Here is a 26,387-nt window from a genome sequence, read left to right as displayed (position 1 = left end):
GCCCGGGGCGCTCAGCGCCCCGGGCCCGCCGGTGTCTGTCTGTCCGTATCCGTGTGCCCGCCGTGCGGGCGCGTGTCACGCGGTGGCGTGCTCCACGACGATCACCACTGCCAGAAGCGCCACCAGGAGTGCTATCAAGGTGGCGGGGGATATCGTCGACCAGCCGCCCTGCTGTTCCATGCGCGCGCGGTTCGCGCGGCAGACCGGACAGCGGCCCTCGCTCACGGGGCCGGCGCAGTTGGCACACACCAGTCGGTCGAACGTCATCGCGCTCTCCTTTTCCGTCCGGTGAACGCCCCCGGTCATGAAATCGTTCCCTGGGCTCGACGCGTCTACTCCGTGCCCGCCCCGTGGCTTCCATTTGTGCCGCGGTGTCCTGACAACGTGCACACTCTCTACTGTGCCAGGTTCCGCCCGGAAGGGCGCCCCGAGGGCGTCATCGCGGGCCCGGAAACGGCGGCCCGCGGAAGGGTCGCGCGGCGGCGGGATCGCGGTGCGGAAGGGGGCGATGACGGGTTTGTCCGAGTGTGCCCTGTGGTCCGGGCCACCAACCGCTCACCGCGACTGCGCGCGCCTCGCCGGGTCGCGTAGTGTCGCCCCCACATCCCCTATCCGGCCCTACCCCAAACCCCGATCCCGCAACCCCTGGTGCCAACGTGATCCGTTTCGACAGCGTCACCAAGACCTACCCCAAGCAGAACCGTCCCGCACTTCGGGATGTCTCGCTGGAGATCGAGAAAGGGGAGTTCGTCTTCCTGGTGGGCTCGTCCGGCTCAGGGAAGTCGACCTTCCTGCGACTCATCCTCCGCGAAGAGCGCACGGACACCGGCATGGTGCACGTCCTGGGCAAGGACCTCAACCGGCTGTCGAACTGGAAGGTCCCGCAGATGCGGCGCCAACTCGGCACCGTCTTCCAGGACTTCCGGCTGCTGCCGAACAAGACCGTGGCCGAGAACGTGGCGTTCGCGCTCGAAGTGATCGGCAAGCCGCGCGGCACCATCCGCAAGACAGTGCCCGAAGTGCTCGACCTGGTGGGTCTGGCCGGCAAGGACGACCGGATGCCCGGCGAGCTGTCCGGCGGTGAGCAGCAGCGGGTGGCGATCGCCCGCGCCTTCGTCAACCGCCCGATGCTGCTGATCGCCGACGAGCCGACCGGAAACCTCGACCCGCAGACGTCGGTGGGCATCATGCGCCTGCTGGACCGGATCAACCGGACCGGCACCACCGTGGTGATGGCCACCCACGACCAGAACATCGTCGACCAGATGCGCAAGCGCGTCATCGAACTCGAGAAGGGGCGACTGGTCCGCGACCAGTCGCGCGGTGTGTACGGCTACCAGCACTGACTGGGCCGGCCCGCTCGCACCAACCCTCCGGAAGGAACCCCGACCCCCATGCGTGTCCAGTTCGTTCTGTCGGAGATCGGCGTCGGTCTCCGCCGGAACCTCACGATGACCCTTGCCGTCGTCATCTCCGTGGCGCTCTCCCTCGCCCTCACCGGCGGTGCCCTGCTCGTGAACAAGCAGGTCGACGCGATGAAGGGCTACTGGTACGACAAGGTCGAGGTCAGCGTCTACCTCTGCAACAAGAACGACGCGGCCACCACGCCCAACTGCGCCGCCGGTCCGGTGACCGACGACCAGAAGGCCCAGATCCTCGCCGACCTGAAGAAGCTGCCGGTCGTCAAGAAGATCTACTACGAGACGGCCGAGGGCGCGTACAAGCACTACAAGGAGCAGTTCAAGTCCAACAAGCAGCTCGCCGACTCCATCACGCCGGACCAGATGGAACAGAGCTACCAGGTCAAGCTGAAGGACCCGACGAAGTTCGAGGTGGTGGCGAGCGCCTTCAACGGGCGCAAGGGCGTGCAGTCGGTGGAGGACCAGCGCAAGGTGCTGCAGAACCTCTTCGACCTGCTCAACGGCATGACCCGGGTCGCGTACGTGGTGCTGGCGTTCATGCTCACCGTGGCGATGCTGCTGATCATCAACACCGTACGGGTGTCCGCGTTCTCCCGGCGCCGGGAGACCGGGATCATGCGGCTGGTGGGCGCGTCGAGCTTCTACATCCAGATGCCGTTCATCATGGAGGCCGCCTTCGCGGGGCTGGTCGGCGCGGGACTCGCGTGCGTGATGCTGCTCGGCGGACGGTACTTCCTGATCGACGCCGGCCTCAGACTCCAGGACAAGATCCCCTTGGTGTCCTTCCTCGGCTGGGGGCCGGTGGTGCAGGTGCTCCCGCTGGTGCTGCTGATCGGCGTGGTGATGCCGGCGTTCGCGGCGTTCATCGCACTGCGTCGCTATCTGAAGGTCTGAGCAACTGAGGGGCTGACGCTCCGGGCGGCCGACGCCCGGAGGTTCGTACGGCGGGGCGTCGGCGCCCCGGGGCCGGGTCCGTTCGCGGGCCCGCGGTCCCGGGGCGCCGCCGTTCGCGGTTGCGGCGGCCCCCGGTCGGGTGTAGCCGCAACTTGCCGTGTGCGTACGGTTTCTGCCCTAGACTTCCGGCCATGTCCGGCCCGTCGTTGTTCGGGACGCCCCGCCGCTGGCGCCGCGGGGCCACCTTGACATTGGTGTGCGGCGCGATGCTGGCCACCGGCGCGGCGGCGAGCAGCCTCACCGGTGTGGACGCACAGGGCCGCAGGAACGGCCACGAGGTCGCCTCGGCCCCGGCCGGCGCCGCACGGACCGCCGGCGGCGCGCCCTCGGGCGGCGCCACGGGCAAGGGTTTCGGTTCCCCCGGCAGCGGCGTGACGGGCAGCGGAGGCACCGACGACGGGCGCGACGGCGGCGGCGTCCCGGCGGCCACGGCGGGCGCGGGCAAGGACCCGGCGGCGGATACCGGCCGCATCAGCCGGGAACCCGAATCCGGCGCCCCGGGCCCCGACGCCGCGCAGCAGCTGGTCAGCCGCAGCGGCGACCGCTGGTCGTCGTTCTACACCGCCCAGGAGTACGCGGGCTTCCAGCAGGCGCTGAACGGGCAGTACGTCGGGACCGGCGTCTCCGTGCGCCGGATCGACGGCGGCCGCATCCAGGTCGCCAAGGTCCAGGCCGGCAGCCCCGCCGACCGGGCCGGGCTGCGCGGCGGCGACGTGCTGGCCGCCATCGGCGACACCCGATGTACCGGCCTGCCCGTCACCGAGGTCGTCGCGGACCTGCGCGGCGACAACGTGCCGGGCAGCCCCGTCACCCTCGACGTGGAACGCGGCGCGCGCGACTGGACGGTCGCGGTGCACCGCGCGACCCTCGCCACCGAGGCGGTCACCGTCACCCGGCAGCAGGACGGCCCGACCGTGATCAAGGTCGACGCCTTCACCAAGGGGGTCGGCGAGCAGGTCGCGGCGGCGGTCAAGGACTCCGACCACGGCGTCCTGCTCGACCTGCGCGGCAACTCCGGCGGCCTGGTCACCGAGGCGGTCGCCACCGCGTCGGCCTTCCTCGACGGCGGCCTGGTCGCCACGTACGACGTGCACGGACAGCAGCAGGCGCTCTACGCGGCGGCCGGCGGCGACACCGCGGTGCCGCTGGTGGTGCTGGTCGACGGCGGCACCATGAGCGCGGCCGAGATGCTCTCCGGCGCGCTCCAGGACCGGGGCCGGGCGGTCGTGATCGGCTCGCGCACCTTCGGCAAGGGCTCGGTGCAGATGCCCACCACCCTCGCGGACGGCTCGGTCGCCGAGCTGACCGTCGGGCACTACCGGCTGCCGGACGGCCGTACCGTCGACGGCAAGGGCATCACCCCTGACGTGGTCGTCTCCGGCGGGCAGGACCCGGTCGCCGCGAGCCGCGAGGTATTCGCTGGCCTCGGTGCCCCCTCCTAGTGGGAGAATGGCCCCGCTATGGCTAAAGAGACGGGTCGCAAGATCATCGCGCAGAACAAGAAGGCGCGGCACGACTACCTCATCCTCGACACCTACGAGGCGGGGCTGGTCCTCACCGGCACCGAGGTGAAGTCGCTGCGGATGGGCCGCGCGTCACTGGTGGACGGCTTCGCCCAGCTGGAGGGCGGCGAGGCGTACCTCTACAACGTGCACATCCCCGAGTACACGCAGGGGACCTGGACGAACCACTCGGCACGCCGCAAGCGGAAGATGCTGCTGCACCGCGCGGAGATCGACAAGCTCGACCAGAAGTCCCAGGAGAGCGGGCACACCGTGATCCCGCTGGCGCTGTACTTCAAGGACGGCCGGGTGAAGGTCGAGATCGCCCTCGCCAAGGGCAAGAAGGAGTACGACAAGCGGCAGACGCTGCGGGAGAAGCAGGACCGGCGCGAGACGGACCGTGCGGTCTCCGCGGCACGGCGCAGGCAGCGCGCCTGATCCGTGGGAATGCGCTGGCCCCGTGGCGCGTTCTGCCACTACACTGGTGAACGCGGGGCCAGCGGAAGCTGGACCGGCACCGAACCGCCGGGTGACCGGCGGTGCACCTTGAAAACACCACATGGGGATGATCGGTTTCGACTGGGGATGTCGAAGCAGGGGAAGCGAGCCGAGGAAGCGGCAATGATCTCGTTAACCATATGCCGAAACCAATAATCGCCAATTCCAAGCGCGATTCCTCCGCCTTCGCTCTCGCTGCCTAATTAGCAGCTAGCGAAGACTCTGCGGAGTGTCAGCCCGGGGGTGTTCCCGACCCGGACCCTGGCATCATTAAGGGGACTCAACCGCCGAGCCCGGCCACGGGGCACGGCGGGAAATCTCACAGTGGCTGGGCCCGTCGGTAGCTTGTCCGCGTGACTGCCGGGGCCGAGAAAAGCACAGCGGACTGCGCTCGGAGAAGCCCTGGTTCCGCACCACAGGACGCGGGTTCGATTCCCGCCATCTCCACGAAGGCGATAGGTGAGGTATGCCCGCGGAATGCGCGGGCCGCCTCGCCTTCGTCGTTTTCCGCGCGGCTTCGCCGCGCCCGCGGGGGCTGTGCCACCCGCACCCCCGAAGGCGGCAGGTGAGGTATCCCGCGGGATGCGTGGGCCGCCTCGCCTTCGTTGTTTTCTGCGCGGCTTCGCCGCGCCTGCGGGGGCTGTGCCACCCGCACCCCCGAAGGCGGCAGGTGAGGTATGCCCGCGGAGTGCGTGGGCCGCCTCGCCTTCGTTGTTTTCTGCGCGGCTTCGCCGCGCCTGCGGGGGCTGTGCCACCCGCACCCCCCAGTACTGCGCGACGAAGCGACGTCGCCCGCGAAGCGGGCCGCGTCGCTTTTTCGTTTTCGGGCCGCCCGGGTCGTATACCGGTGGCGGCCGGACGCGGTGCGCGGGGGAGCGGGTGCGGGGTGGGCGGCGACGGGCGTAACACCCGGGAAATCCGGGCGAACCGCATGCGTCACCCTGGATGGGGAGGATGGTCCTCCCGGGGACAGCAGCGAGGTGGGACAGCGATGGACGCGGACTCCGAACCGAACGGGGCGGCCGGCGGGGTGCCGCCGCTCGCCGGGTTCACCGTCGGGGTGACCGCCGCCCGTCGTGCGGACGAACTGGCCACGCTGCTGGAGCGGCGGGGCGCGGTGGTGCTGCGGGCGCCGAGCCTGCGGATCATGCCGCTCGCCGACGACACGGAACTGCTGGCGACCACCAAGCGGCTGCTGGACGACGCGCCGGACGTCGTGGTCGCCACCACCGCGATCGGCTTCCGCGGCTGGCTGGAGGCGGCCGACGGGTGGGGGCTCGGCGAGGCGCTGCTGCGGCGGCTCGCCGAGGCCCGGGTGTTCACCCGCGGGCCGAAGGTGCGCGGCGCGGTCCGCGCGGCCGGGCTCGCCGAGGCGTGGTCCCCGGCCTCCGAGTCGATGGCCGAGGTGCTGGAGCAGTTGCTGGCCGAGGGCGTCGAAGGGCGGTGCGTCGCCGTCCAGTTGCACGGCGAACCGACGGCCGGGTTCGACGAGGCGCTGCGCTCGGCCGGGGCGCGGGTGGTGGCGGTGCCGGTCTACCGGTGGATGCCGCCGGAGGACCTGGGGCCGGTCGACCGGCTGCTCGACGCGGTGTTCGCGGGCGGGGTCGACGCGGTGAGCTTCACCTCCGCGCCCGCGGTCGCCTCGCTGCTGAAGCGGGCGGAGCAGCGCGGGCGGCTCGACGATCTGCTGCGGGCGTTCCGGGGGGAGGTACTGGCCGCGTGCGTGGGGCCGGTGACGGCCCTTCCGCTCCACGAGCGGGACGTTCCGACTCTGCGGCCCGAGCGGTTCCGGCTCCTGCCGCTCGTGCAGGTGCTCGCGCGTGAACTGCCCGCGCGGGTCCACCCGTTGCCGGTGGCCGGGCACCGCGTCGAGGTGCGCGGGCACGCGGTCCTCGTCGACGGCCTGCTTCGGCCGGTGCCCCCGGCCGGGATGGCGCTGCTGCGGGCGCTGGCCCGCCGGCCGGGGTGGGTGGTCGGCCGCGGTGAGCTGCTGCGGGTGCTGCCCGGGGCCGGGCGCGACGAACACGCCGTCGAGACGGCGGTGGCGCGGCTCCGTACCGCCCTCGGGGAGCCGCGGTTGGTGCAGACCGTGGTGAAGCGGGGGTATCGGTTGGCGCTGGACCCCCCGGGCTGATGCCTCCCGCCGCTCCCGGGACCACCCCCCGGTGGTGGGTACGGCGTCCCCCCGTCACGGTTCTGCCACGTCCCCGACCGCAGCCCAGCGCCCCTTGGGGGTGAGCCTCCTTCCGCGGAGCGGGCCGCACAAACCCAGGGGCGCGGGGAACCGCCGACCGGCCCACCACCGGGGAAGGCCGGTACGAGACGGAACCGTGGCGGCGGGACGGGTAGCGGCTCCACCCCCGGAGGGGCACCCTGGGGTGGGAGGTGCGGGTGGATGCGGTTTGACGGGGGCCGGGTGTGTCTGGATCTGGCGGCCACGAAGGAGCACGGGCAGGCGGAGACCGCGGACGAACTGCGGGACACCGCGCAGCTGAGCCGGTGGCTGTACGGCGCGGGCCTGGTCCCCGCGGCCACCGCGATACCGGTGGAGAGCGGGTGGCTGCCCCACTTCCACGAGCTGCGCGCACTGCTGCGGCGGCTGGTGGCGTGCGAGGTGGACGGCGACGCGCCGACCCCGGACGACATCGCCGCGCTCAACCAGTTCGCGCGCCCCGCGCCCCCCGCACCCGCGGCCGTACCGGAGCCGCGTACCGAGCCCCGTACGGCGACGAACACGGCGACGAACGCGGCGACGAACGCGGCGACGCGGAAGCCGCCGCAGAAGGAGACGGAGCCGGCCGTCGCGCTGTCGAGGCGGCTCGCCGCACCTCCCACCTGGGAATCCCTCGCCTCCGTCGTGGCCCGGGACGCCGTGGACCTGCTCACCGACCCGGCCGCGCGGGACCGGCTGCGCCGCTGCGAGGGCGAGCGCTGCCACCGCGTCTACCTCGACACCTCGCGCGGCCGGCGCCGCCGATGGTGCAGCAGTGAGGTGTGCGGGAACCGGGAGCGGGTCGCCCGGCACCGCCGCCGCACCACCCTCGCCGGCACCCAAGGCTGACCCGGCCGTCGGGGCCGGCCGGCGGGCCCGGCGCGCGTCGGGTCCGCCGCGGGCGCGCGCCCGGGTGGGCACGGGCGCGCAGGTCGCGTACGGTTGCAGGCTGCCCCACGCACGGACGCGCACGGGGCGTCGCACAGCAGAAGGGGGTCCTGCGTGGCCGCGCAGACCGCAGCACCGGGGGTCCGGGACCAGGAGATCGCCGCGGAGCAGGCGCACCTGGACCGGGTGTACAGCCGCTTGGAGGAGAAGATCCACGAGGCGGAGTTCCTGATGAGCGACGCCGCCAAGCGCGGGCAGGTCGGCACGCCCGGCGCGCTGGCCGAACGCGACGCGCAGGTCTTCCGCGCGGGCATCCACCTCAACCGCCTCAACAGCGAGTTCGAGGACTTCCTCTTCGGCCGGATCGACCTGCTGCCCGGCAAGGACGGCAAGAAGGGCGCGGACGGGGCGTACACCTCGATCGAGCCCGCCGACGACGCGATCCGCGCCGACGGTGCCGCGGACATCGCCGAGACCCTGCACATCGGCCGGATCGGCGTGCTCGACGCGGAGTACGCCCCGCTGGTGATCGACTGGCGGGCGCCGGCCGCCGCGCCCTTCTACCGGTCCACGCCGGTCGCGCCCGGCCGGGTGGTGCGCCGCCGGGTGATCCGCTCCAAGGGCCGCCGGGTGCTCGGCGTCGAGGACGACCTGCTGCGCCCGGAGCTGACCACCGGGCTGCCGGTGGTCGGCGACGGCGCGCTGATGGCGGCGCTCGGCCAGGCGCGTACGCACAGCATGCGGGACATCGTCTCCAGCATCCAGGCCGAGCAGGACCTGGTGATCCGGGCCCCCGCCGCGTCCGTGACCGAGGTGTCCGGCGGCCCCGGCACCGGCAAGACCGCGGTGGCCCTGCACCGGGCCGCGTACCTGCTCTACCAGGACCGCCGCCGCTACTCCGGCGGCATCCTGTGCGTGAGCCCCACCCCGCTGCTGGTCGCGTACACCGAGGGCGTCCTGCCCTCGCTCGGCGAGGAGGGCCAGGTCGCGATCCGCGCGGTCGGCTCGCTGGTCGACGGCGTGACGGCGGAGCTGTACGACGACCCGGCGGTGGCCCGGATCAAGGGTTCGCTGCGGATGCTGAAGGTGCTGCGCAACGCGGCCCGCGGCTGCCTGGAGCTGCCGCCGGACCCCACTGCGGGCGGTGGCGCGAGCCCGCAGGGCGGGCGGCTGCGGGTGGTCGCCTTCGGCCGCCGGGTGGAGCTGGAGGCGAACGAGCTGAACGCGGTGCGCCAGCAGGTGCTGGGCGGCACCACCCCGGTCAACCTGCTGCGCCCGCGCGCCAGGCGGCTGCTGCTGGACGCGCTGTGGCGCAAGACCGGCCGCCGGTTCGACGACCCGGACCTCGCCGCGCAGGAGCGCGCGGGCTTCGACGAGGACATCAGCACCGAGCCGGACTTCACGGAGTTCCTGGACGCCTGGTGGCCGGTGCTGGAACCGGTCCGGGTGCTGGCCGCGCTCGCCGACGACAAGCGGCTGTCCCGCTGGGCCCGCCGGGTGCTCAGCCCGCCGGAGGTGCGCCGGGTGGCCAGGTCGCTGCGGCGGGCCGGCACCTCGGTGCACGACGTGGCGCTGCTGGACGAGCTGGACACGCTGCTGGGCTCGCCGCCCCGGGAGAAGCGCCGCGAGGTCGATCCGCTCGACCAGCTCACCGGGCTGGAGGAGTTGATGCCGCAGGCGAGCGCCGAGACCCGCAGGGAGCGGGCGGAGCGGCTGGCGCGGGAGCGTACCGAGTACGCGCACGTGATCGTGGACGAGGCGCAGGACCTCACGCCGATGCAGTGGCGGATGGTCGGCCGGCGCGGCCGCACCGCCACCTGGACGATCGTCGGTGACCCGGCGCAGAGTTCGTGGACGGACGTCGACGAGGCGGCCCGGGCGCGTGACGAGGCGCTGGGCACCCGTCCGCGCCGCCGGTTCACCCTCACCGTCAACTACCGCAACCCCGCGGAGATCGCCGAAGTCGCCTCCACCGTGCTGGCGTTGGCGATGCCCGGCAGCCCGTCGCCGCGCGCGGTCCGCTCCACCGGGATCGCGCCGCGCTACGACGTGGCCGGCGAGGATCTGGGCGCCGACGTGCGGGCCGCCGCACAGCGGCTGCTCGGCGAGGTGGACGGCACCATCGGGGTCGTGGTGGCGATGAACCGCCGCGCGCAGGCCCGGCGTTGGCTGGAAGGGCTCGGCGACCGGGTGGTCGCGCTGGGCAGCCTGGAGGCCAAGGGGCTGGAGTACGACGCGACGGTCGTGGTCGGGCCAGCGGAGATCGCGGAGGAGTCCCCGGCGGGGCTGCGCACCTTGTACGTCGCCCTGACGCGGGCCACGCAGCGGCTCACGGTGCTGGCGGTGCCCGCGGACCTGCCCGACGCGGCAGGCGTGCCGGACCTGTTGCGGGCGGACTGAGCCCGGCCGCGGCGCGCCTCGGGCGGACCGGAACCCGGCCGGGCGGCGCGCGGACCGGGCGGCGCCGGCCCGGACGCACATCGGGCGCCCCCTTCGCCGAAGGGGGCGCCCGAATGACGCTTGCGACACCGACCCGCCATGCTCGCCTCGCGGCAAGTGGGCGCTCGAAGCGCCTAAGGTTGGGCCCGGGGGCTTGGATCGAGCCGGTGCCGTATCCAGGCTAACAAACCCTCCTGCGAACCTCTTCCCGCAGGCCGGAATTGGTCGTCCGTCACCCGCCCGCCACGTGTTCTTCCGCCGCTGTGCACCCCGCACGTGGCCCGCTCCCGTATCGCGGAAGTACGATTCCACTGCTGTGGGCGGGTTTACGCGTACCCGCCGGTAGGTGCGACCATCACGAGAATCCCTCAGGCAGGAACCGGAAGAAGGCAGTCATGGCAACGGCGCCAAGCGTCTCGTACTCGATCACGGTACGGCTGGAGGTCCCCGCCAGCGGGGGCGCGGTCGGCCGGCTCACCACCGCGGTCGAGTCCTCCGGCGGGTCGGTCACGGGCCTGGACGTGACCGCGTCGGGCCACGAGAAGCTGCGCATCGACGTCACCATCGCGGCCAGTTCCACCGACCACGCCGCCGAGATCGTCAGCAAGCTGCGCTCGATCGACGGCGTGACCATCGGCAAGGTCTCCGACCGTACGTTCCTGATGCACCTCGGCGGCAAGATCGAGATGCAGTCCAAGCACCCCATCCGCAACCGTGACGACCTGTCGATGGTCTACACGCCCGGCGTGGCGCGGGTCTGCATGGCCATCGCCGAGAACCCCGAGGACGCCCGCCGGCTGACCATCAAGCGCAACTCGGTCGCCGTGGTCACCGACGGCTCCGCGGTGCTGGGGCTGGGCAACATCGGGCCGAAGGCGGCCTTGCCGGTGATGGAGGGCAAGGCGGCGCTGTTCAAGCGGTTCGCCGGGATCGACGCGTGGCCGCTGTGCCTGGACACCCAGGACACCGACGAGATCGTCGCGATCGTCAAAGCCATCGCGCCGGGCTTCGCGGGCATCAACCTGGAGGACATCTCCGCGCCGCGCTGCTTCGAGATCGAGGCGCGGCTGCGCGAGGCGCTGGACATCCCGGTCTTCCACGACGACCAGCACGGCACCGCGATCGTGGTGCTCGCCGCGCTGACCAACGCGCTGCGCTGCGTCGGCAAGCAGATCGGCGACCTGCGGGTGGTCATGTCGGGCGCGGGCGCGGCCGGCACCGCGATCCTCAAGCTGCTGCTGGCGGCCGGGGTGAAGCACGCGGTGGTCGCCGACATCCACGGCGTGGTGCACGCCGAGCGGGACGACCTGAAGGACGCCGGCCCCGAGACCGCGCTGCGCTGGATCGCCGAGAACACCAACCCCGAGGGCGCCACCGGCACCCTCAAGGACGCCGTGGTGGGCGCCGACGTGTTCATCGGGGTCTCCGCGCCGAACCTGCTGCAAGGCGCGGACATCGCCCGGATGGCCGAGGGCGCCATCGTTTTCGCGCTGGCCAACCCCGACCCCGAGGTGGACCCGGCCGAGGCGCGCGAGACGGCCGCCGTGGTGGCCACCGGCCGCAGCGACTTCCCGAACCAGATCAACAACGTGCTGGTCTTCCCGGGCGTCTTCCGCGGCCTGCTGGACGCGCAGTCCCGCACCGTCAACACCGAGATGATGCTGGCCGCCGCACGTGCGCTGGCCTCGGTCGTCGGCGACGACGAGCTGAACCCGAACTACATCGTGCCCAGCGTCTTCAACGACAAGGTGGCCGGCGCGGTCGCGGACGCGGTCAGGAACGCGGCCAAGGCGGTCACCCCGGAGCGCGGAAACGGATTCCCAGCGTCGACCGTCTGACGACAGCGCGTGATGCTCTCGCCCCAGGGTGCCGCCGCCTGGCCTCTCCCAGCGCTTTTTCCGCGACTCGCGCGGGCAGGCGATTGGCTTTCCCCCCATATATGGGGGCAGGATGCACACCTGGGCGGTGAGGCACACAGCAAAAGCTTCGGCTCGCGCCCCCATGGCAGCAAGAACACGGGAGTACAGATATGAACCGCAGTGAGCTGGTGGCCGCGCTGGCCGACCGCGCCGAGGTGACCCGCAAGGACGCCGACGCCGTGCTGGCCGCGTTCGCCGAGACCGTCGGTGAGATCGTGGCCAAGGGTGACGAGAAGGTCACCATCCCCGGCTTCCTGACCTTCGAGCGCACCCACCGCAGTGCCCGCACCGCCCGCAACCCGCAGACCGGTGAGCCGATCGAGATCCCGGCGGGCTACAGCGTGAAGGTGTCCGCGGGTTCCAAGCTGAAGGAAGCCGCCAAGGGCAAGTGAGCCCGGTGGTGCAGTAGCACCGAAACGCCGAGGGCGGCCGCCTCCCGAGGGAGACGGCCGCCCTCGGCGTCTGCCGGGCCGGCAGGGGCCCGCAGGCGCCGTACCGGCCGGGCCGGGCTCCGTACCGGCGGCATACGGCTCGTACGGCCCGTACGGGGGCGCTGCGGGCCGTACGAAGGCTCGGGTCGGGGCTCCAGCGGCGGGACCGGGGCCCACGGCTCCGGCCACGGCTCGGGTCGTGGCTCTCAGGCCACCTCAGCGGCCCCGCTGTCCGGCAGCGGCGGAAGCTCGATGTCGGCGCCCAGCCCCTGGAGCTTCGCCAGGAAGTTCTCGTAGCCGCGGTTGATCAGGCTGATCCCGTGCACCCGCGAGGTGCCCTGCGCGGCCAGCGCCGCGATCAGGTACGAGAAGCCGCCGCGCAGGTCGGGGATGACCAGGTCGGCGCCCTGGAGCTTGGTCGGCCCCGACACCACCGCGGAGTGCAGGAAGTTGCGCTGCCCGAACCGGCAGGCGCTGCCGCCCAGGCACTCGCGGTAGAGCTGGATGTGCCCGCCCATCTGGTTGAGCGCCTCGGTGAAGCCCAGCCGGGACTCGTAGACCGTCTCGTGCACGATCGACAGCCCCGACGCCTGGGTGAGGGCCACCACCAGCGGCTGCTGCCAGTCGGTCTGGAAGCCCGGGTGCACGTCGGTCTCCAGCGCGATGGCCTTCAGCGGGCCGCCCGGGTGCCAGAAGCGGATGCCCTCGTCGTCGATCTCGAAGGCGCCGCCGACCCGGCGGAAGGTGTTCAGGAAGGTCATCATCGAGCGCTGCTGCGCGCCGCGCACGTAGATGTCGCCCTCGGTGGCCAGCGCCGCGCTCGCCCAGGAGGCGGCCTCCAGCCGGTCCGGGATGGCCCGGTGGACGTAGCCGCCCAGGGAGTCCACGCCGGTGATCCGGATGGTGCGGTCGGTGTCCACCGAGATGATCGCGCCCATCTTCTGCAGCACGCAGATCAGGTCCTCGATCTCCGGCTCCACGGCGGCGTTGGTGAGTTCGGTCACCCCCTCGGCGAGCACCGCGGTCAGCAGCACCTGCTCGGTGGAGCCCACCGACGGGTACGGCAGCCTGATCCGGCAGCCGCGCAGCCGCTGCGGCGCCTCCAGGTACTGGCCGTCGGCGCGCTTCTCGATCGTGGCGCCGAACTTGCGCAGCACGTCGAAGTGGAAGTCGATCGGCCGGCCGCCGATGTCGCAGCCGCCCAGGCCCGGGATGAACGCGTGCCCGAGCCGGTGCAGCAGCGGGCCGCAGAACAGGATCGGGATGCGCGAGGAGCCGGCGTGCGCGTCGATGTCGGCCACGTTGGCGCTCTCCACCCGGCGCGGGTCCAGCACCAGCTCACCGGGCGCGTCGCCGCTCTCCACGGTGACGCCGTGCAACTGGAGCAGGCCGCGCACCACCCGCACGTCGCGGATCTCGGGCACGCCCAGCAGCCGGCTCGGTTCGCTGCCCAGCAGGGCGGCCACCATGGCCTTCGGCACGAGGTTCTTCGCACCTCTGACCTTGATCTCGCCCTCCAGGGGGGTCCCACCATGGACAAGCAGCACATCGGCGATGTCGGTCATGGATCTCGCGATCTTCTTCAGAAGTCGTACGGGCTTCGGCGTGCACGGCCGCGGGTCTTTCGCCGCCGCGCGGGAACCAGAAGAGATGGTAATGCGCTTGACGGGTCCGCCTACCCCGCCGTTGACCCTCCGAACGGGCATCGGTTGGGGGATCATGTGCACCATGACCGAGGTGTCCTCGCTCACCGGACGACTGCTGGTGGCCACGCCGAAGCTCGCGGACCCCAACTTCGACCGGGCGGTGGTGCTCCTCCTCGACCATGACGCGGAGGGGTCGCTCGGCGTCGTCCTGAACCGGCCGACGCCGGTCGGCGTGGGCGACGTCCTGGAGTCGTGGGCGGCGCTCACCGTCGCCCCGCCGGTGATCTTCCAGGGCGGCCCGGTCTCGCTGGATTCCGCGCTCGGCCTGGCCGTCGTCCCCGGCGAGCCCGGTGCGGACGGCGACGAGGCGATCCTGGGCTGGCGCCGGGTGCACGGCGCGATCGGCCTGATCGACCTGGAGGCGCCGCCCGAGCTGCTCGCCGCGGAGCTGGGCTCGCTGCGGATCTTCGCCGGGTACGCGGGCTGGGGACCGGGCCAGCTGGAGAAGGAACTGGCCGACGGCGCCTGGTACGTCGTCGAGTCCGAGCCGGGTGACGTGTCCGCGCCGGACCCGGAGAGGATGTGGCGGGCGGTACTGCGCCGGCAGCGCGGCAAGCTCGCGATGGTGGCCACGTATCCCGACGATCCCTCTCTCAATTAGGCTTGACGGTTATGAGCACTCTTGAGCCCGAGCGCGGGGCGGGCACCGGCACACTGGTCGAGCCGACTCCGCAGCTCTCCCACGGTGACGGCGACCACGAGCGCTACGCGCACTACGTCCAGAAGGACAAGATCATGGCGAGCGCGCTGGAAGGCACGCCCGTCGTCGCGCTCTGCGGCAAGGTCTGGGTCCCCGGCCGGGACCCGAAGAAGTACCCGGTCTGCCCGATGTGCAAGGAGATCTACGAGGGCATGCCGGCCGGTGGCGGCGGCAACGACAAGTCCGGCTCCGGCAAGTCCGGAAGGGGCGGCAACGGCTGACAGCGGCGCGTTCGGTGCGGCGGACGCGCCGGACGACGACGCGAGCAGCGGTGAGCGCGTGCACTCCCTGGTGGGCCAGGGCCGGTTCGCCGAGGCGCACGCGCTGATCAGTGACGCCTTCGTGGAGCGCAACGGCAGCGCGGGGTACCTGCTGCGCGCCTGGGTGCTCGCGCAGGAGCAGCGGCCCGCGGAGGCCCGCGACGCCGTCGACTGGGCGCTGGCGATCGCCTCGCCCGCCGAGGCCGGCGACGTCTTCGTGCTCGCCGGGGTGGTGCTGCTGTCGCTGGACGAGGCGCACGCCGCGCTCACCGTGGCGCTGCGGGCGACCGGGGCGGACCCCGACGGCTGGGAGCCGTCGGTGCTGCTCTCCGACGTCTACCGGCGGCTCGGCCGTATCCCCGACGCGATCGCGGCCGCCCGCCGCGCGGTCACGCTCGCCCCGCGCGAGGCGGAGGCGCAGATCGCGCTGGCCCGCTCGCTGTCCGCGGGGCGCGGCGTGTTCGGGCGGATACCGCGCCGCAACCGCGCGGAGCACCGTGCGGCGGCCGAGCGGGCACTCACGCTCGGCGCGGCACCCGGGCAGCTCGTGGTGCCGCGCGGAGGCGCGGTGCTCGGCGGCGTGGGGCTGGCGGTCTTCCTCGGGGTGCAGCTCTACCGGATCGAGACCGGCGGGACCTGGGAGCTGGTGGCCGCCGGGATCGTCTTCGGGGTCACCTTCGGGTTGATCGGGGTGCTGGCCGCCATGGGGTCCAGGCGGTCCGGGGTGAGCGCGCGCACCCGGTTGCGCGGGGTCCGCGCCACCACCCGTACCGAGATGGTCGGCGACGAATGGCTGTGGCGGATCGCCGCGGTGCACGTCGCGACGGTCCTGCCGCTGCCCGCGCTGCTCACGACCGGGCTCGTCGCCGACCGGGCGTGGCGCGGCGCGCCCTGGCCGCTGTGGTCCGTGGCCCTGCTCTCCGTGGCCGGGCTCGCCGCGGTCTGCGCGGTCCTGCTGAGCGTGCCCTGGTGGTACGGCGAGATGTTCGCCCGCCGCATCCTTCGCTACGCCGGACTGGTCCGGCTCCAACTCACGGCCACGGGGCTCCTGATCGGAGGCACCCTCGCGCTCGCGGTGCGCGGGCGGACCTCCACGGAGGCGTGGGCGCCGGTCGCCCTCGGGCACCTGTTCTGGACGGTCGGAGGGTGGCTGGCCGCGAGCGTCTTCTCCGCCCGCCTGCACGTGTTGCGGCGCCGCGCGCTCTAGCCGTCCCCGGAGAAGTCGCACGTACGAAGGGCGCGGGGCGGCGTATTGGTCTATGCCAATCGGTGGGGCGTATTGCAGGATGGGCCCATGGATCTCATCCCCATGCCGAGCGACGCCACGACGTACTCCGCCGACGACGAAGTCTTCACGCTGCGGCCGGAGACGGTGATCGCGGCCGGGCCGGGTACGGAGGCGGCCGCGCGGTGGCTGCGGGGCACCGTGGGCGCGGCGACGGGGTTGCCGCTTTCCGCGGGGGAGGCGTCGGGCGGGGGAGCCGTGCGGCTGGCGGTGGACGAGACGGTGCCGGGCGGGCCGGAGGGGTACCGCCTGACCGTCGACCCGGTGGGCGGCGTACGGATCACCGGCGCGGGCCCGGCCGGCGTCTTCTGGGGCGCCCAGACGTTCCGCCAACTCCTCGGCCCCGACGCCTTCCGCCGTGCCCCGCTGGCCGAACGCACCTGGACCGTACCGGCCTGCCACCTCGCCGACGCCCCCCGCTTCGGCTGGCGCGGCTTCATGCTGGACGTGGCCCGCCACTTCATGCCGAAGGACGTGGTCTTCCGCTACCTCGACCTGATGGCCGCGCACAAGCTCAACGTGCTGCACCTGCACCTCACCGACGACCAGGGCTGGCGGGTGGAGATCCGCCGCCACCCCCGCCTCACCGAGGTCGGCGCCTGGCGCGAGCGCACCAAGGTCGGCCTGCGCGAGTCCCCGCTGTGGGAGGAGCGCCCGCACGGCGGCTACTACACGCAGGACGACATCCGCGAGATCGTCGGATACGCCGCCGCCCGGCACATCACCGTCGTCCCCGAGGTGGACATCCCCGGCCACTCCCAGGCCGCCATCTCCGCCTACCCCGAACTCGGCAACACCGACGTGCTCGACACCAGCGCCCTGCCGGTGCTCACCAGTTGGGGCGTGAACCCCAACGTGCTCGCCCCGACCGAGGCCGTCCTGCGCTTCTACGAGGAGGTGTTCACCGAACTCCTGGAGCTGTTCCCCGGCACGTTCTTCCACATCGGCGGCGACGAGTGCCCCAAGGAGCAGTGGACCGCCTCGCTCACCGCGAAGGACCGCATCGTCGAACTCGGCCTGCGCGATGAGGACGAACTCCAGAGCCGGCTGATCAGCCACTTCGACCGCTGGCTCGCCGAGCGCGGCCGGCGGCTGATCGGGTGGGACGAGATCATGGAGGGCGGCCTGCCGGAGGGCGCCACGGTCTCCTCCTGGCGCGGGTACCGCGGCGGAATCACCGCCGCCCGGGCCGGACACGACGTAGTGATGTGCCCGGAGAGCCATGTCTATCTCGACTGGCGACAGTCCGACTCGCCCGACGAGCCGGTGCCCATCGGGTACGTCCGCACCCTGGAGGACGTCTACCGGTTCGAGCCGGTCCCGCCGGAGTTGACGCCGCAGGAGGCCGCCCACGTCATCGGCACCCAGGCCAACGTCTGGACCGAGGTGCTCGATTCGGTCCGCGCGGTCGACTACATGGTCTTCCCCCGGCTGGCCGCCTTCGCCGAGGTCGCCTGGTCCGCTCTCGGCGCCCCCGCCGACCGGGACTGGCCGGACTTCCAGGCCCGGATGCGCACCCACTACGCCCGGCTCGACGCTCTCGGCGTCGAATACCGCCCGCCCGGCGGCCCGAAGCCCTGGCAGCGCCGCCCCGGCGTCCTCGGCCGCCCGAAGCCCGGTTCGCCCCCGATCGTGTGACCGAACCGGGAACCCGCCGCCGCGCCGCGCGCCGCGGCGGCACCCTGGACCCGTACCGTCCCAACTGCCTTGAAGGGTGGCAATGCAGACACAGCACCCGATCCGTGTCCAGTCGTACGATCAACCCTGTGAGGGGCGGATCGGTACTTCGTGGACCCTCGCGTCGGGCGCCCCGGAACATGTGCCAGAGTTGCCACGTCCGGGCTGTCAGCACGTACGGTACGGCTACCGCGTGACGTAGGTAGGCCGGGAAGGGGCAGCGTCGTGAGCACGTATGCACGGCAGGAGGCGGCGAACGTCACGCTGCCCTCCTCGCTCGACGAGGCGGTGGCGGCACTGGCCGACATGCCCAGTGCCGTGCCCGTCGCCGGGGGCACCGACCTGATGGCGTCGGTCAACTCCGGCCTGCTGCGCCCGGCCGCGCTCGTCGGCCTCGGCCGGATCAGCGAGATCCGCGGCTGGCAGTACGCCGACGGGGCCGCCCTGCTCGGCGCGGGCCTGACCCACGCCCGCATGGGGCGCCCCGACTTCGCCGCGCTGATCCCCGCGCTGGCCGCCGCCGCCCGCTCCGCGGGCCCCCCGCAGATCCGCAACGCCGGCACCCTCGGCGGCAACATCGCCAGCGCCGCGCCCACCGGCGACGCCCTGCCGGTGCTGGCCGCCCTGGAGGCGAGCGTGATCCTCGCCGGGCCGGACGGCGACCGCGAACTGCCGGTCAGCCACCTGCTCACCGGCATGGACCCGCTGCGCCCCGGCGAGTTGCTCGCCTTCGTCCGTATCCCGCTGCTGCACGCCCCGCAGACGTTCCTCAAGGCCACCGGGCGCACCGGCCCCGGCCGGGCGGTCGCCTCGGTCGCCCTCGTGGTCGACCCCGCCCGGCGCCAGGTGCGCTGCTCGGTCGGCGCCGTCGCGCCCGTGCCGCTGCGGCCGCTGGAGGCCGAGCAGTGGGTGGCGGGCCTGATCGACTGGGACGGCGAGCGCAGCCTCGCCCCGGAGGCGTGCACCGCCTTCGGGGAGTACGTGGCCGCCGCCTGCATCCCCGACCAGCCAGGTGTCGAACTGCCACCCGCCGCCGTCCAGTTGCGCCGTACCGTGGCCGCACTGTCCCGCCGAGCGCTCGGGAGGGCCCTGGCATGACCGACCAGCAGCCGAACGAGCGGGACCAGCGGGACCAGCAGGGCCGGCACGGTCCCGGCACCGCCGGCGCCTGGCAGCCGGTGCCCGGTGGCGGGGACTACGACCCCGACCAGACCATGCACGTCTCCTTCGCCGCCCAACTCCCGCCCGAGCCGCGCCCCGGCGAGGACCCGCTCGGCGCGCACGGCCCGGCCGGCCCCGGCTGGTCCGGCCACCCCGACGAGGAAGCCGGCTACCTGGAGAACGGCGGCTACCAGGTCGGTCAGCCGCTGTACGGGCCCGGCCCGGACGGCGGCTCGGCGTACGACTACCGGCCGCAGGAGCAACCCGGCCCGCACGGCGGGCACTCCGGCCGGCTGCCCGGCAACCCCGAGCGGCCCTACGAGCACGGGGGGCACGGGGGATACGGCGGCGGGCAGGACGTCCCGGCCGGTGCTCCCGGTGGTGCTTCCGGCGGCGGGCACGGCGGCGGGCACGGCGACGGGGGTCCGGCCGACGGCGGTTCGGGCACCGGTGGCTTCGGCGCGGGCGGAACCGGTGGCGCGGGTGGCGTCGGCGGTGCGGGCGGCGACCACGACCCGGTCACCGCCTGGTCGATCCCGGTCATAAGGGAGGAGTCCGAGGCCGAGTCCGGCGAGTACTCCCTCGGTGCCTTCTCACCCTCCTGGGACCAGACGCCCTCACCGGCGCCCACCCAGTCCTTCCCCGCGGGCATGTTCGGCCAGGGTGCCGCTGCCGCCGCCCAGGCGGCGCGGGAGCGGGCCGCGGCCGAGCGGGAGCGCGGCGGCGCCGAGGCGCCGTCGGACCCCGGCAGCAGCCACTGGGAGATGCCGTTCACCGGCCCCGAGGGCGGCGACGCGGTGCCGTGGCTGCCCGCGCACGCCCCGGCGGCGGACGCGGCCTGGTCGGGCATCGTGGACGACCCCGAGGGCCCGCCTCCCGCGCCCCACGCGCCTCACGTCCCTTCCACGGCCGACGGCATCGACACCGGGCAGGACCGGCCCGCGGGCCACGACGTCGCCGCGGGCGGCGAGATCCCCTACGCCGTACCGTCCTTCGACCAGCCCGCCTCCGTCGACCATCCCGCCGCCGTCGACGAGCCGGCCGCCGTCGACGAGCCGGCCGGGTACGGCGAGGAAGTCGGATCGGCCCGGCATGACGGCCCCGACGGCCACGGCGACCTCGCGGACCTCGCCGACCTCGCGGGCCCGGACGACGTGCGGGAGCCCGCGGCAGCACCCGGCGCGGACGGCCCGGATGACGCCGAGGCCACCGAAGTCGCCGAGGCCGTCTCCGAAGCGTCCGGCACCGACGACGCGTCCCCGCACGACGGCCCCGAACTCGGCTCCGACGTCGACCCCGACTTCGGCGCCGGACCCGGCCAGGACGGCCAGGACGGCGCGGACGGCACCCCGCACGGCGACGCCGCGTCCGACGGCGACACCGGCGCCGCCCCGGACGCCGCGGCGGACTTCGGTACCGCGGACGCCGGTTCGGCCGATCCGGACCCGGCGGAGCCCTTCGAATCCCCCGAGCCGACCCGCAGCGAGCACCCGCTCGCCTCCTACATGCTCCGGGTCAACGGCACCGACCGGCCCGTCACCGACGCCTGGCTCGGCGAGTCCCTGCTGTACGTCCTGCGCGAGCGGCTGGGCCTGGCCGGCGCCAAGGACGGCTGCGAGCAGGGCGAGTGCGGCGCCTGCTCCGTCCAGGTCGACGGGCGGCTGGTGGCGTCCTGCCTGGTGCCCGCGGCGACCGCGGCCGGCAGCGAGGTGCGCACCGTCGAGGGCCTGACCGTCGACGGCCGGCCCTCCGACGTCCAGTGCGCGCTGGCCGACAGCGGCGCGGTGCAGTGCGGCTTCTGCATCCCCGGCATGGCGATGACCGTCCACGACCTGCTCGAAGGCAACCACAAGCCCACCGACCTGGACGTCCGCCAGGCGCTCAGCGGCAACCTCTGCCGCTGCTCGGGCTACCGCGGCGTCCTCGACGCCGTCCGCTCGGTCGTCGCCGCGCGCGACACCGGCCGCGACCCCGACGACCCCGCGGCCGCGGGACCCGACGACCCCGCCCGCGTCCCCCACCAGGGCGGCTCCGCGGGCTCGGGAGGTGCCCAGTGAGCAGCAGCATCGTCGAGGGCCCCGGAGCGGTGGCCGAGACGCTGGCCGGCCAGGGCGGCGAACCGCACGGCATCGGCGCGCCGGTGCCCTCCGCCGAGGCGCTGCCGAAGGCGCAGGGCACCTACCCGTACGCCGCCGACCTGTGGGCCGAGGGGCTGCTGTGGGCGGCGGTGCTGCGCTCGCCGTACCCGCACGCGCGGATCACCCGGATCGACACCTCCGACGCGGTCGCGATGCCCGGCGTACGCGCCGTCGTCACCCACGAGGACGTGCCCGGCGACGCCATGCACGGCCGCAAGGTCGCCGACCGGCCGGTCTTCGCCCACGACGTCGTACGCCACCACGGCGAGCCCATCGCCGCGGTCGCCGCCGACCACCCCGACACCGCCCGGCTCGCCGCCGCCGCGATCCTCGTCGAGTACGACGTGCTGGAGCCGGTCACCGACCCGGAGAAGGCGTTCGCGGCGGAACCGCTGCACCCCGACGGCAACCTGATCCGGCACATCCCGCTGCGCTTCGGTGACCCGGAGGCGGTCGGCGAGGTCGTGGTGGAGGGCCTGTACCGGGTCGGCCGCCAGGACCCCGCGCCGATCGGCGCCGAGGCCGGCCTGGCCGTCCCGCGCCCCGACGGCGGCGTGGAGCTCTACGTCGCCTCCACCGACCCGCACGCCGACCGGGACATCGCCGCCGCCTGCTTCGGGCTCGAAGCCGACCGGGTCAAGGTCGTCGTCACCGGGGTGCCCGGCGCGATGGGCGACCGCGAGGACTCCGGCATCCAGCTCCCGCTGGGCCTGCTGGCGCTGCGCACCGGCTGCCCGGTGAAGTTCGTGGCCACCCGCGAGGAGTCCTTCCTCGGCCACGCCCACCGCCACCCGACCCTGCTGCGCTACCGCCACCACGCCGACGCCGAGGGCCGCCTGGTCAAGGTCGAGGCGCAGGTGCTGCTCGACGCGGGCGCCTACGCCGACGCGTCCTCCGACGCGCTCGCCGCCGCGGTCGCCTTCGCGGCCGGCCCCTACGTGGTGCCGCACGTCTTCGTCGAGGGCTGGGTGGTGCGCACCAACAACCCGCCGTCCGGGCACGTACGCGGCGAGGGCGCCCTCCAGGTCTGCGCGGCCTACGAGGGCCAGATGGACAAGCTCGCCGCCAAACTCGGCCTGGACCCGGCCGAGATCCGGATGCGGAACGTCCTGGCCACCGGCGACCTGCTGCCCACCGGCCAGACCGTCACCTGCCCGGCGCCGGTCGGCGAACTCCTCAAGGCCGTGCGCGACGCCGACCTGCCGCCGCTGCCCGACGGCGACGACGAGTCCCAGTGGCTGCTGCCCGGCGGTGTCTCCGGCGCCGGCGAGCCCGGGGCGGTGCGCCGCGGGGTCGGCTACGCGCTCGGCATGGTGCACCTGCTGGGCGCCGAGGGCACCGACGAGGTGTCCACCGCGACCGTACGCATCCACGACGGCCGCGCCACCGTCATCTGCGCCGCCGTCGAGACCGGGCAGGGGTTCACCACGCTGGCCCGGCAGATCGTGCAGGAGGTGCTGGGCGTCGACGACGTGCGGGTGCTGCCGTCCGACACCGACCAGCCGCCCGCCGGGCCCGCCGCCCGCGGGCGGCACACCTGGGTGTCGGGCGGGGCGGTGGAGCGCGCCGCGAAGATGGTCCGCACCCAGCTGCTCCAGCCGCTCGCCGCGAAGTTCGGCATGTCCGTGGAGCTGCTGTCCATCGCCGACGGCAAGATCACGTCCTACGACGGGGTGCTGTCCACGACGGTCGCCGAGACGCTCGACGGCAAGGAGCTGTGGGCGACCGCGCAGTGCCGCCCGCACCCCACCGACCGGCTCGACGACAACGGCCAGGGCGACGCCTTCGTCGGGCTCACCTTCTGCGCGATCCGCGCGGTGGTCGACGTCGACATCGAGCTGGGCGCGGTGCGGGTGGTCGAGCTCGCCGTCGCCCAGGACGTCGGGCGCGTGCTCAACCCGCGCCAGCTCGCCGCCCGGATCGAGGCCGGCGTCACCCAGGGGCTGGGGCTCGCCCTCATGGAGGACCTGCGGGCGCCGCGCGGCATCGTCAAGCGGCCCAACCTCACCGGGTACCCGCTGCCGACCGCCCTCGACGCGCCCGACGTCCGTATCGTCAAGCTCGTCGAGGAACGTGACGTCGTCGCGCCCTTCGGGGCCAAGGCCGTCTCCGCGGTGCCCGTCGTCACCTCACCGGCCGCCGTCGCCGCGGCGGTCCGCGCGGCCACCGGCCGCCCCGTCAACCGCCTCCCCATCCGCCCCCAAGCAGCCGTCGTCAAACCCCCCACCCCGTAGGAACCCGCGGGCGCCGCGCCGCCACGGTTCCGCCCTTGCCCCCGGGCTCCCGCCGGTGGCGGGTTGCGCGCGCCGTTCCCCGCGCCCCTGTCGGTGCACGTCTTCCGCACGGTCGAACACCGCCCGTGGCGTGGGCGCCCGCGGGCAGAAGCGGCGATCAGCCACGTACGAGGAGCGCGGGGAACTCCCCCGAGGGAGTACCCGCGGCGACGAGCCACCCCGGGCCGTCAGGTCCGGGTACTCCCGGGACGGGGCAGCCCGGGCGGACCGGCTCAGCCCCGCAACGCCTCCGCGGTGACGCGGAGATCGTCCATCGCCTGGTGCTGCATGCCTCCCCCGAAGGTCACCCGGGTGGCGCCGAACACCCCGAGTTCACGGGGCGCCGGCCCGCCCGGCTTGCACAGCGCGTTGACGGGGAGCCCGACCCCCTCGGCGATCAGGCCGAGCGCCTGCGGAGCGGCGAGGATCGGGTAGATCACGTCCGCCCCGGCCTCGGCGTACCGCCGCCCGCGGGCGATCGCGGCCGCGGGCGTACGGTCGGCCCCCGCCAGATAGGTGTCGACGCGCGCGTTGAGGACGAGCGCGTCGCCCGCCGCGGCCCGCACCTGGGCGAGGAACTCGGCCTGGGCGTCCGGGTCGCGCAGCGCACCCGTCGCCGGGTCGGAGTCCTCCAGGTTGCACCCGACGGCCCCCGCTTCGAGCAGCCGCTCCACCAACTCCGCGGCGGGCAGCCCGTATCCGGCCTCGACGTCCGCGCTGACCGGCACGTCCACGGCCCGGGTGATCCGGCGGATCGCGGCGAACATCTCGGCCGGGGGAGTGCCCTGCCCGTCGGGGTAGCCGAGCGACGCCGAGACCCCGGAGCTCGGCGTGGCCAGCGCGGGGAAGCCGGCGTCCGCGAACACCTTCGCGCTCGCGGCGTCCCACGGTCCGGGCAGCACCAGCGGATCGTCGGCCGCCCGGTCGTGGTGCAGGGCGCGCAGGACGGCGGCCTTGCCGCCGATGGCCGTGCCGCTCATGCCTGGCTCCCGGGGGCCGTGCGGAACGTCACGTTGAAGCGGTTCCACGCGTTGATCGCCACGATCGCGCTGACCAGCCGGGTCAGTTCGGCCTCGTCGAAGTGCGCCGCGGCCCGCGCGTACACATCGTCCGGCACGAACCCCTCGGTGAGCACCGTGACCGCCTCGGTCAGCGCCAGTGCCGCCCGCTCCTTGTCGGTGTAGAGCCCGTCGACCTCCTCCCACGCCGCCAGCAGGTCGATCCGCTCGTCGCTCTCGCCCGCCTTCCGCGCGTCCTTCACGTGCATGTCCAGGCAGAACGCGCACCGGTTGATCTGCGAGGCCCTGATCTTCACCAGTTCCCCGATCACCGGGTCGAGCCCCTTCACGGCCGCCTGACTGAACGCCAGCATCGTCCTGAACACGTCCGGCGCCTGCTGTGCGTAACTCCCTCGTCGCGTCATACCCCTGACGCTACGTCCCCCCGCCCCTCCACCCCTGGGCCACTACGACCCCCGATCTCCGGGCCAATCCCGGCGGCGGCCGGACGCCCCCACTGCGGGGGCGGTGGAACCGGGGATTCGGGAGCGGACGTCATGAGGGGTGGCGGTGGGGGTGGTTGCTAGAGTGCCCGGGTTCGGGCGTGCTCGGACGCTTGGTCGGTCAATGGGGCGGGCAGTGCGCGCGAAGCGCGGGATGGGGGACGGGCGTGGGTCTGTTCGACGCGATCCGGGGCGAGTTCATCGACATCGTGGAGTGGACCGACGACAGTCGGGACACCATCGTGTGGCGCTTCCCCCGGCACGACAACGAGATCAAGATGGGCGCCAAGCTCGTCGTGCGCGAGTCCCAGACCGCGGTGTTCGTCAACGAGGGCCAGATCGCCGACGTCTACACGCCTGGCACCTACACCCTCCAGACCCAGAACATGCCGATCCTGTCCACGCTGAAGGGCTGGAAGTACGGCTTCGACTCGCCGTTCAAGGCCGAGGTGTACTTCGTCACGACCCGCCAGTTCACCGACATGAAGTGGGGGACAGCGAACCCGGTGATCGTGCGGGACGCCGAGTTCGGGATGGTACGGCTGCGGGCGTTCGGCTCGTTCGCCGCGAAGGTGGTGGACCCGCCCGCGCTGCTGCGCGAACTGGCCGGCACCGACCCGCAGTTCCGCACCGAGGAGGTGCAGGAGTACCTGCGGCAGCTCATCGTCGGGCGGCTGTCCAACGCACTGGCCACCTCGGGCGTGCCGATGCTGGACCTGGCCACGCAGCAGGACGCGATCGGTGCCCGGCTGGCCGTGGTGCTCAGCCAGGAGCTGGCGTCGGTCGGCATCTCGGTGCCGAAGTTCGTGATCGAGAACATCTCGCTGCCGCCGGAGGTCGAGCAGGCCATCGACACCCGCTCGCGGATGGGCATCGCGGGCAACCTCGACCAGTTCACGCAGTTCCAGGCGGCGAACGCGATCGGGGAGGCGGCCCGCAACCCGGGCGGCGCGGGCGAGGGCGTCGGCCTGGGCATCGGCATGGCGATGGGCCAGCGGATCGCCGCGGGGCTCACCCCGCAGGCCCCGGCGGCTCCCGCGACCGCGGCCCCGGCCGCCGCCGCCCCGGCCGCACCCGCCGCACCAGCTCCCGCCGCGGCCACCCCGCCGCCGCTGCCCCAGCCCGCCCAGTGGTTCGTCGGGATCGGCGGCGCCCAGCAGGGCCCGTACGACGCCGCCGCGCTGTCCGGCCTGGTCGGCGCGGGCACCCTCACCCGCGAGACGCTGGTCTGGAAGGACGGCATGGCCGGATGGCTGCCGGCCGCCCAGGTCCCCGAGGTCGGCGGGCTGTTCGGGGCCGTACCGCCGCCGCTGCCGCCGCAGGCGTGAGGACGCCCGGCGCCCGGGCGGCGGGGCACGGCGCACCCGTGTAGCCGGCCGGACCCGTCGCGACGTACACAGGTACGCAGGTACGGACGCACGC

21 protein-coding genes and 1 other RNA gene are annotated in these 26,387 nt (G+C 73.6%); 18 read left to right on the top strand and 4 right to left on the bottom strand.

Translation table 11 applies throughout. The features are described 5' to 3' along the window. Positions 1–75: 75 nt before the first annotated feature. Positions 76–267, bottom strand: a complete 192-nt coding sequence (locus ACIPAE_RS06595) for a hypothetical protein (protein WP_328464624.1) — start codon at positions 265–267, stop codon at positions 76–78. A gap of 389 nt (positions 268–656) precedes the next feature. On the opposite strand from ACIPAE_RS06595, the gene ftsE reads away from it, so the two are divergent. The 10 genes from ftsE to ACIPAE_RS06545 all read left to right on the top strand — a co-directional run bounded on the left by ftsE (position 657) and on the right by ACIPAE_RS06545 (position 12,225). Next, complete coding sequence (gene ftsE / locus ACIPAE_RS06590; protein ID WP_037907191.1) at positions 657–1,346, top strand: cell division ATP-binding protein FtsE; 690 nt, start codon at positions 657–659, stop codon at positions 1,344–1,346. Positions 1,347–1,394: 48 nt separating this feature from the next. Next, on the top strand, positions 1,395–2,315 hold the full coding sequence (gene ftsX, locus ACIPAE_RS06585; RefSeq protein ID WP_328464620.1) for a permease-like cell division protein FtsX: 921 nt from the start codon (positions 1,395–1,397) through the stop codon (positions 2,313–2,315). Between the two features lie 191 nt (positions 2,316–2,506). Further along, positions 2,507–3,817 (top strand): S41 family peptidase, encoded by a 1,311-nt coding sequence (locus ACIPAE_RS06580; RefSeq protein WP_402443258.1) that lies wholly within the window; start codon positions 2,507–2,509, stop codon positions 3,815–3,817. 18 nt (positions 3,818–3,835) lie between these two features. Next, positions 3,836–4,315 (top strand): SsrA-binding protein SmpB, encoded by a 480-nt coding sequence (smpB, locus tag ACIPAE_RS06575; protein WP_329369049.1) that lies wholly within the window; start codon positions 3,836–3,838, stop codon positions 4,313–4,315. 123 nt (positions 4,316–4,438) lie between these two features. After that, positions 4,439–4,825: a transfer-messenger RNA gene (ssrA, locus tag ACIPAE_RS06570) on the top strand. A 541-nt stretch (positions 4,826–5,366) separates the two neighbouring features. Continuing rightward, a complete protein-coding gene (locus tag ACIPAE_RS06565) occupies positions 5,367–6,509 on the top strand; it encodes a uroporphyrinogen-III synthase (RefSeq protein WP_329369051.1) in 1,143 nt (380 codons plus the stop codon). Positions 6,510–6,770: 261 nt separating this feature from the next. Continuing rightward, entirely contained in the window at positions 6,771–7,436 is a 666-nt protein-coding gene (locus tag ACIPAE_RS06560) for a CGNR zinc finger domain-containing protein (protein WP_402443256.1), read from the top strand. A gap of 153 nt (positions 7,437–7,589) precedes the next feature. After that, entirely contained in the window at positions 7,590–9,875 is a 2,286-nt protein-coding gene (locus ACIPAE_RS06555; RefSeq protein WP_402443254.1) for a HelD family protein, read from the top strand. Between the two features lie 434 nt (positions 9,876–10,309). Continuing rightward, positions 10,310–11,752, top strand: coding sequence for an NAD-dependent malic enzyme (locus ACIPAE_RS06550; protein ID WP_402443252.1), 1,443 nt, complete (start codon positions 10,310–10,312; stop codon positions 11,750–11,752). Positions 11,753–11,943: 191 nt separating this feature from the next. After that, complete coding sequence (locus tag ACIPAE_RS06545; protein WP_103888102.1) at positions 11,944–12,225, top strand: HU family DNA-binding protein; 282 nt, start codon at positions 11,944–11,946, stop codon at positions 12,223–12,225. Between the two features lie 245 nt (positions 12,226–12,470). Here the strand turns inward: ACIPAE_RS06545 and murA are convergent, their stop codons facing one another. Then, positions 12,471–13,829 carry a UDP-N-acetylglucosamine 1-carboxyvinyltransferase gene (gene murA, locus ACIPAE_RS06540; RefSeq protein ID WP_328464601.1) on the bottom strand — a complete coding sequence of 453 codons (1,359 nt, stop codon included), beginning with the start codon at positions 13,827–13,829 and terminating at the stop codon, positions 12,471–12,473. A gap of 154 nt (positions 13,830–13,983) precedes the next feature. On the opposite strand from murA, the gene ACIPAE_RS06535 reads away from it, so the two are divergent. The 7 genes from ACIPAE_RS06535 to ACIPAE_RS06505 all read left to right on the top strand — a co-directional run bounded on the left by ACIPAE_RS06535 (position 13,984) and on the right by ACIPAE_RS06505 (position 23,425). Further along, positions 13,984–14,571, top strand: a complete 588-nt coding sequence (locus ACIPAE_RS06535; protein WP_329369058.1) for a YqgE/AlgH family protein — start codon at positions 13,984–13,986, stop codon at positions 14,569–14,571. Between the two features lie 11 nt (positions 14,572–14,582). Continuing rightward, a complete protein-coding gene (locus tag ACIPAE_RS06530) occupies positions 14,583–14,891 on the top strand; it encodes a DUF3039 domain-containing protein (RefSeq protein ID WP_329369059.1) in 309 nt (102 codons plus the stop codon). Between the two features lie 58 nt (positions 14,892–14,949). After that, positions 14,950–16,137 (top strand): tetratricopeptide repeat protein, encoded by a 1,188-nt coding sequence (locus tag ACIPAE_RS06525; RefSeq protein WP_366412943.1) that lies wholly within the window; start codon positions 14,950–14,952, stop codon positions 16,135–16,137. Between the two features lie 87 nt (positions 16,138–16,224). Further along, complete coding sequence (locus ACIPAE_RS06520; RefSeq protein WP_329369063.1) at positions 16,225–17,853, top strand: beta-N-acetylhexosaminidase; 1,629 nt, start codon at positions 16,225–16,227, stop codon at positions 17,851–17,853. Between the two features lie 264 nt (positions 17,854–18,117). Then, on the top strand, positions 18,118–18,990 hold the full coding sequence (locus ACIPAE_RS06515) for an FAD binding domain-containing protein (protein WP_328464591.1): 873 nt from the start codon (positions 18,118–18,120) through the stop codon (positions 18,988–18,990). Continuing rightward, positions 18,987–21,110, top strand: a complete 2,124-nt coding sequence (locus ACIPAE_RS06510) for a 2Fe-2S iron-sulfur cluster-binding protein (protein ID WP_402443249.1) — start codon at positions 18,987–18,989, stop codon at positions 21,108–21,110. The genes ACIPAE_RS06515 and ACIPAE_RS06510 overlap by 4 nt, the downstream gene beginning before the upstream one ends. 41 nt (positions 21,111–21,151) lie before the next feature. After that, complete coding sequence (locus tag ACIPAE_RS06505) at positions 21,152–23,425, top strand: xanthine dehydrogenase family protein molybdopterin-binding subunit (RefSeq protein WP_402443337.1); 2,274 nt, start codon at positions 21,152–21,154, stop codon at positions 23,423–23,425. Positions 23,426–23,697: 272 nt separating this feature from the next. On the opposite strand, the gene ACIPAE_RS06500 is transcribed toward ACIPAE_RS06505, so the two are convergent. After that, on the bottom strand, positions 23,698–24,444 hold the full coding sequence (locus tag ACIPAE_RS06500; protein WP_402443247.1) for an isocitrate lyase/phosphoenolpyruvate mutase family protein: 747 nt from the start codon (positions 24,442–24,444) through the stop codon (positions 23,698–23,700). Continuing rightward, positions 24,441–24,887 carry a carboxymuconolactone decarboxylase family protein gene (locus ACIPAE_RS06495; RefSeq protein WP_402443245.1) on the bottom strand — a complete coding sequence of 149 codons (447 nt, stop codon included), beginning with the start codon at positions 24,885–24,887 and terminating at the stop codon, positions 24,441–24,443. Before ACIPAE_RS06495 ends, ACIPAE_RS06500 begins: the two co-directional genes overlap by 4 nt. Before the next feature lie 245 nt (positions 24,888–25,132). Here ACIPAE_RS06495 and ACIPAE_RS06490 point away from each other — a divergent pair, with 245 nt between their 5' ends. Then, a complete protein-coding gene (locus tag ACIPAE_RS06490; protein ID WP_402443243.1) occupies positions 25,133–26,293 on the top strand; it encodes an SPFH domain-containing protein in 1,161 nt (386 codons plus the stop codon). The last annotated feature ends 94 nt before the right edge of the window (positions 26,294–26,387 follow it).

Source organism: Streptomyces sp. NPDC087270 (genome assembly GCF_044744625.1).
Lineage (GTDB): Bacteria > Actinomycetota > Actinomycetes > Streptomycetales > Streptomycetaceae > Actinacidiphila.
Note: the sequence above shows the minus strand (reverse complement) of the source record. Positions and strands in the feature narration are given on the sequence as shown.

Excerpts from the sequence above, each read along its gene's own strand:
- ACIPAE_RS06510 (WP_402443249.1), top strand. The coding sequence starts at position 18,987 with ATGACCGACCAGCAGCCGAACGAGCGGGACCAGCGGGACCAGCAGGGC.
- ACIPAE_RS06545 (WP_103888102.1), top strand. The coding sequence starts at position 11,944 with ATGAACCGCAGTGAGCTGGTGGCCGCGCTGGCCGACCGCGCCGAGGTG.
- ACIPAE_RS06500 (WP_402443247.1), bottom strand. The coding sequence starts at position 24,444 with ATGAGCGGCACGGCCATCGGCGGCAAGGCCGCCGTCCTGCGCGCCCTG.
- ACIPAE_RS06535 (WP_329369058.1), top strand. The coding sequence starts at position 13,984 with ATGTGCACCATGACCGAGGTGTCCTCGCTCACCGGACGACTGCTGGTG.
- ftsX (WP_328464620.1), top strand. The coding sequence starts at position 1,395 with ATGCGTGTCCAGTTCGTTCTGTCGGAGATCGGCGTCGGTCTCCGCCGG.
- ACIPAE_RS06530 (WP_329369059.1), top strand. The coding sequence starts at position 14,583 with ATGAGCACTCTTGAGCCCGAGCGCGGGGCGGGCACCGGCACACTGGTC.
- ACIPAE_RS06580 (WP_402443258.1), top strand. The coding sequence starts at position 2,507 with ATGTCCGGCCCGTCGTTGTTCGGGACGCCCCGCCGCTGGCGCCGCGGG.
- ACIPAE_RS06550 (WP_402443252.1), top strand. The coding sequence starts at position 10,310 with ATGGCAACGGCGCCAAGCGTCTCGTACTCGATCACGGTACGGCTGGAG.
- ACIPAE_RS06520 (WP_329369063.1), top strand. The coding sequence starts at position 16,225 with ATGGATCTCATCCCCATGCCGAGCGACGCCACGACGTACTCCGCCGAC.
- ACIPAE_RS06560 (WP_402443256.1), top strand. The coding sequence starts at position 6,771 with ATGCGGTTTGACGGGGGCCGGGTGTGTCTGGATCTGGCGGCCACGAAG.
- murA (WP_328464601.1), bottom strand. The coding sequence starts at position 13,829 with ATGACCGACATCGCCGATGTGCTGCTTGTCCATGGTGGGACCCCCCTG.
- ACIPAE_RS06565 (WP_329369051.1), top strand. The coding sequence starts at position 5,367 with ATGGACGCGGACTCCGAACCGAACGGGGCGGCCGGCGGGGTGCCGCCG.
- ACIPAE_RS06595 (WP_328464624.1), bottom strand. The coding sequence starts at position 267 with ATGACGTTCGACCGACTGGTGTGTGCCAACTGCGCCGGCCCCGTGAGC.
- smpB (WP_329369049.1), top strand. The coding sequence starts at position 3,836 with ATGGCTAAAGAGACGGGTCGCAAGATCATCGCGCAGAACAAGAAGGCG.
- ACIPAE_RS06495 (WP_402443245.1), bottom strand. The coding sequence starts at position 24,887 with ATGACGCGACGAGGGAGTTACGCACAGCAGGCGCCGGACGTGTTCAGG.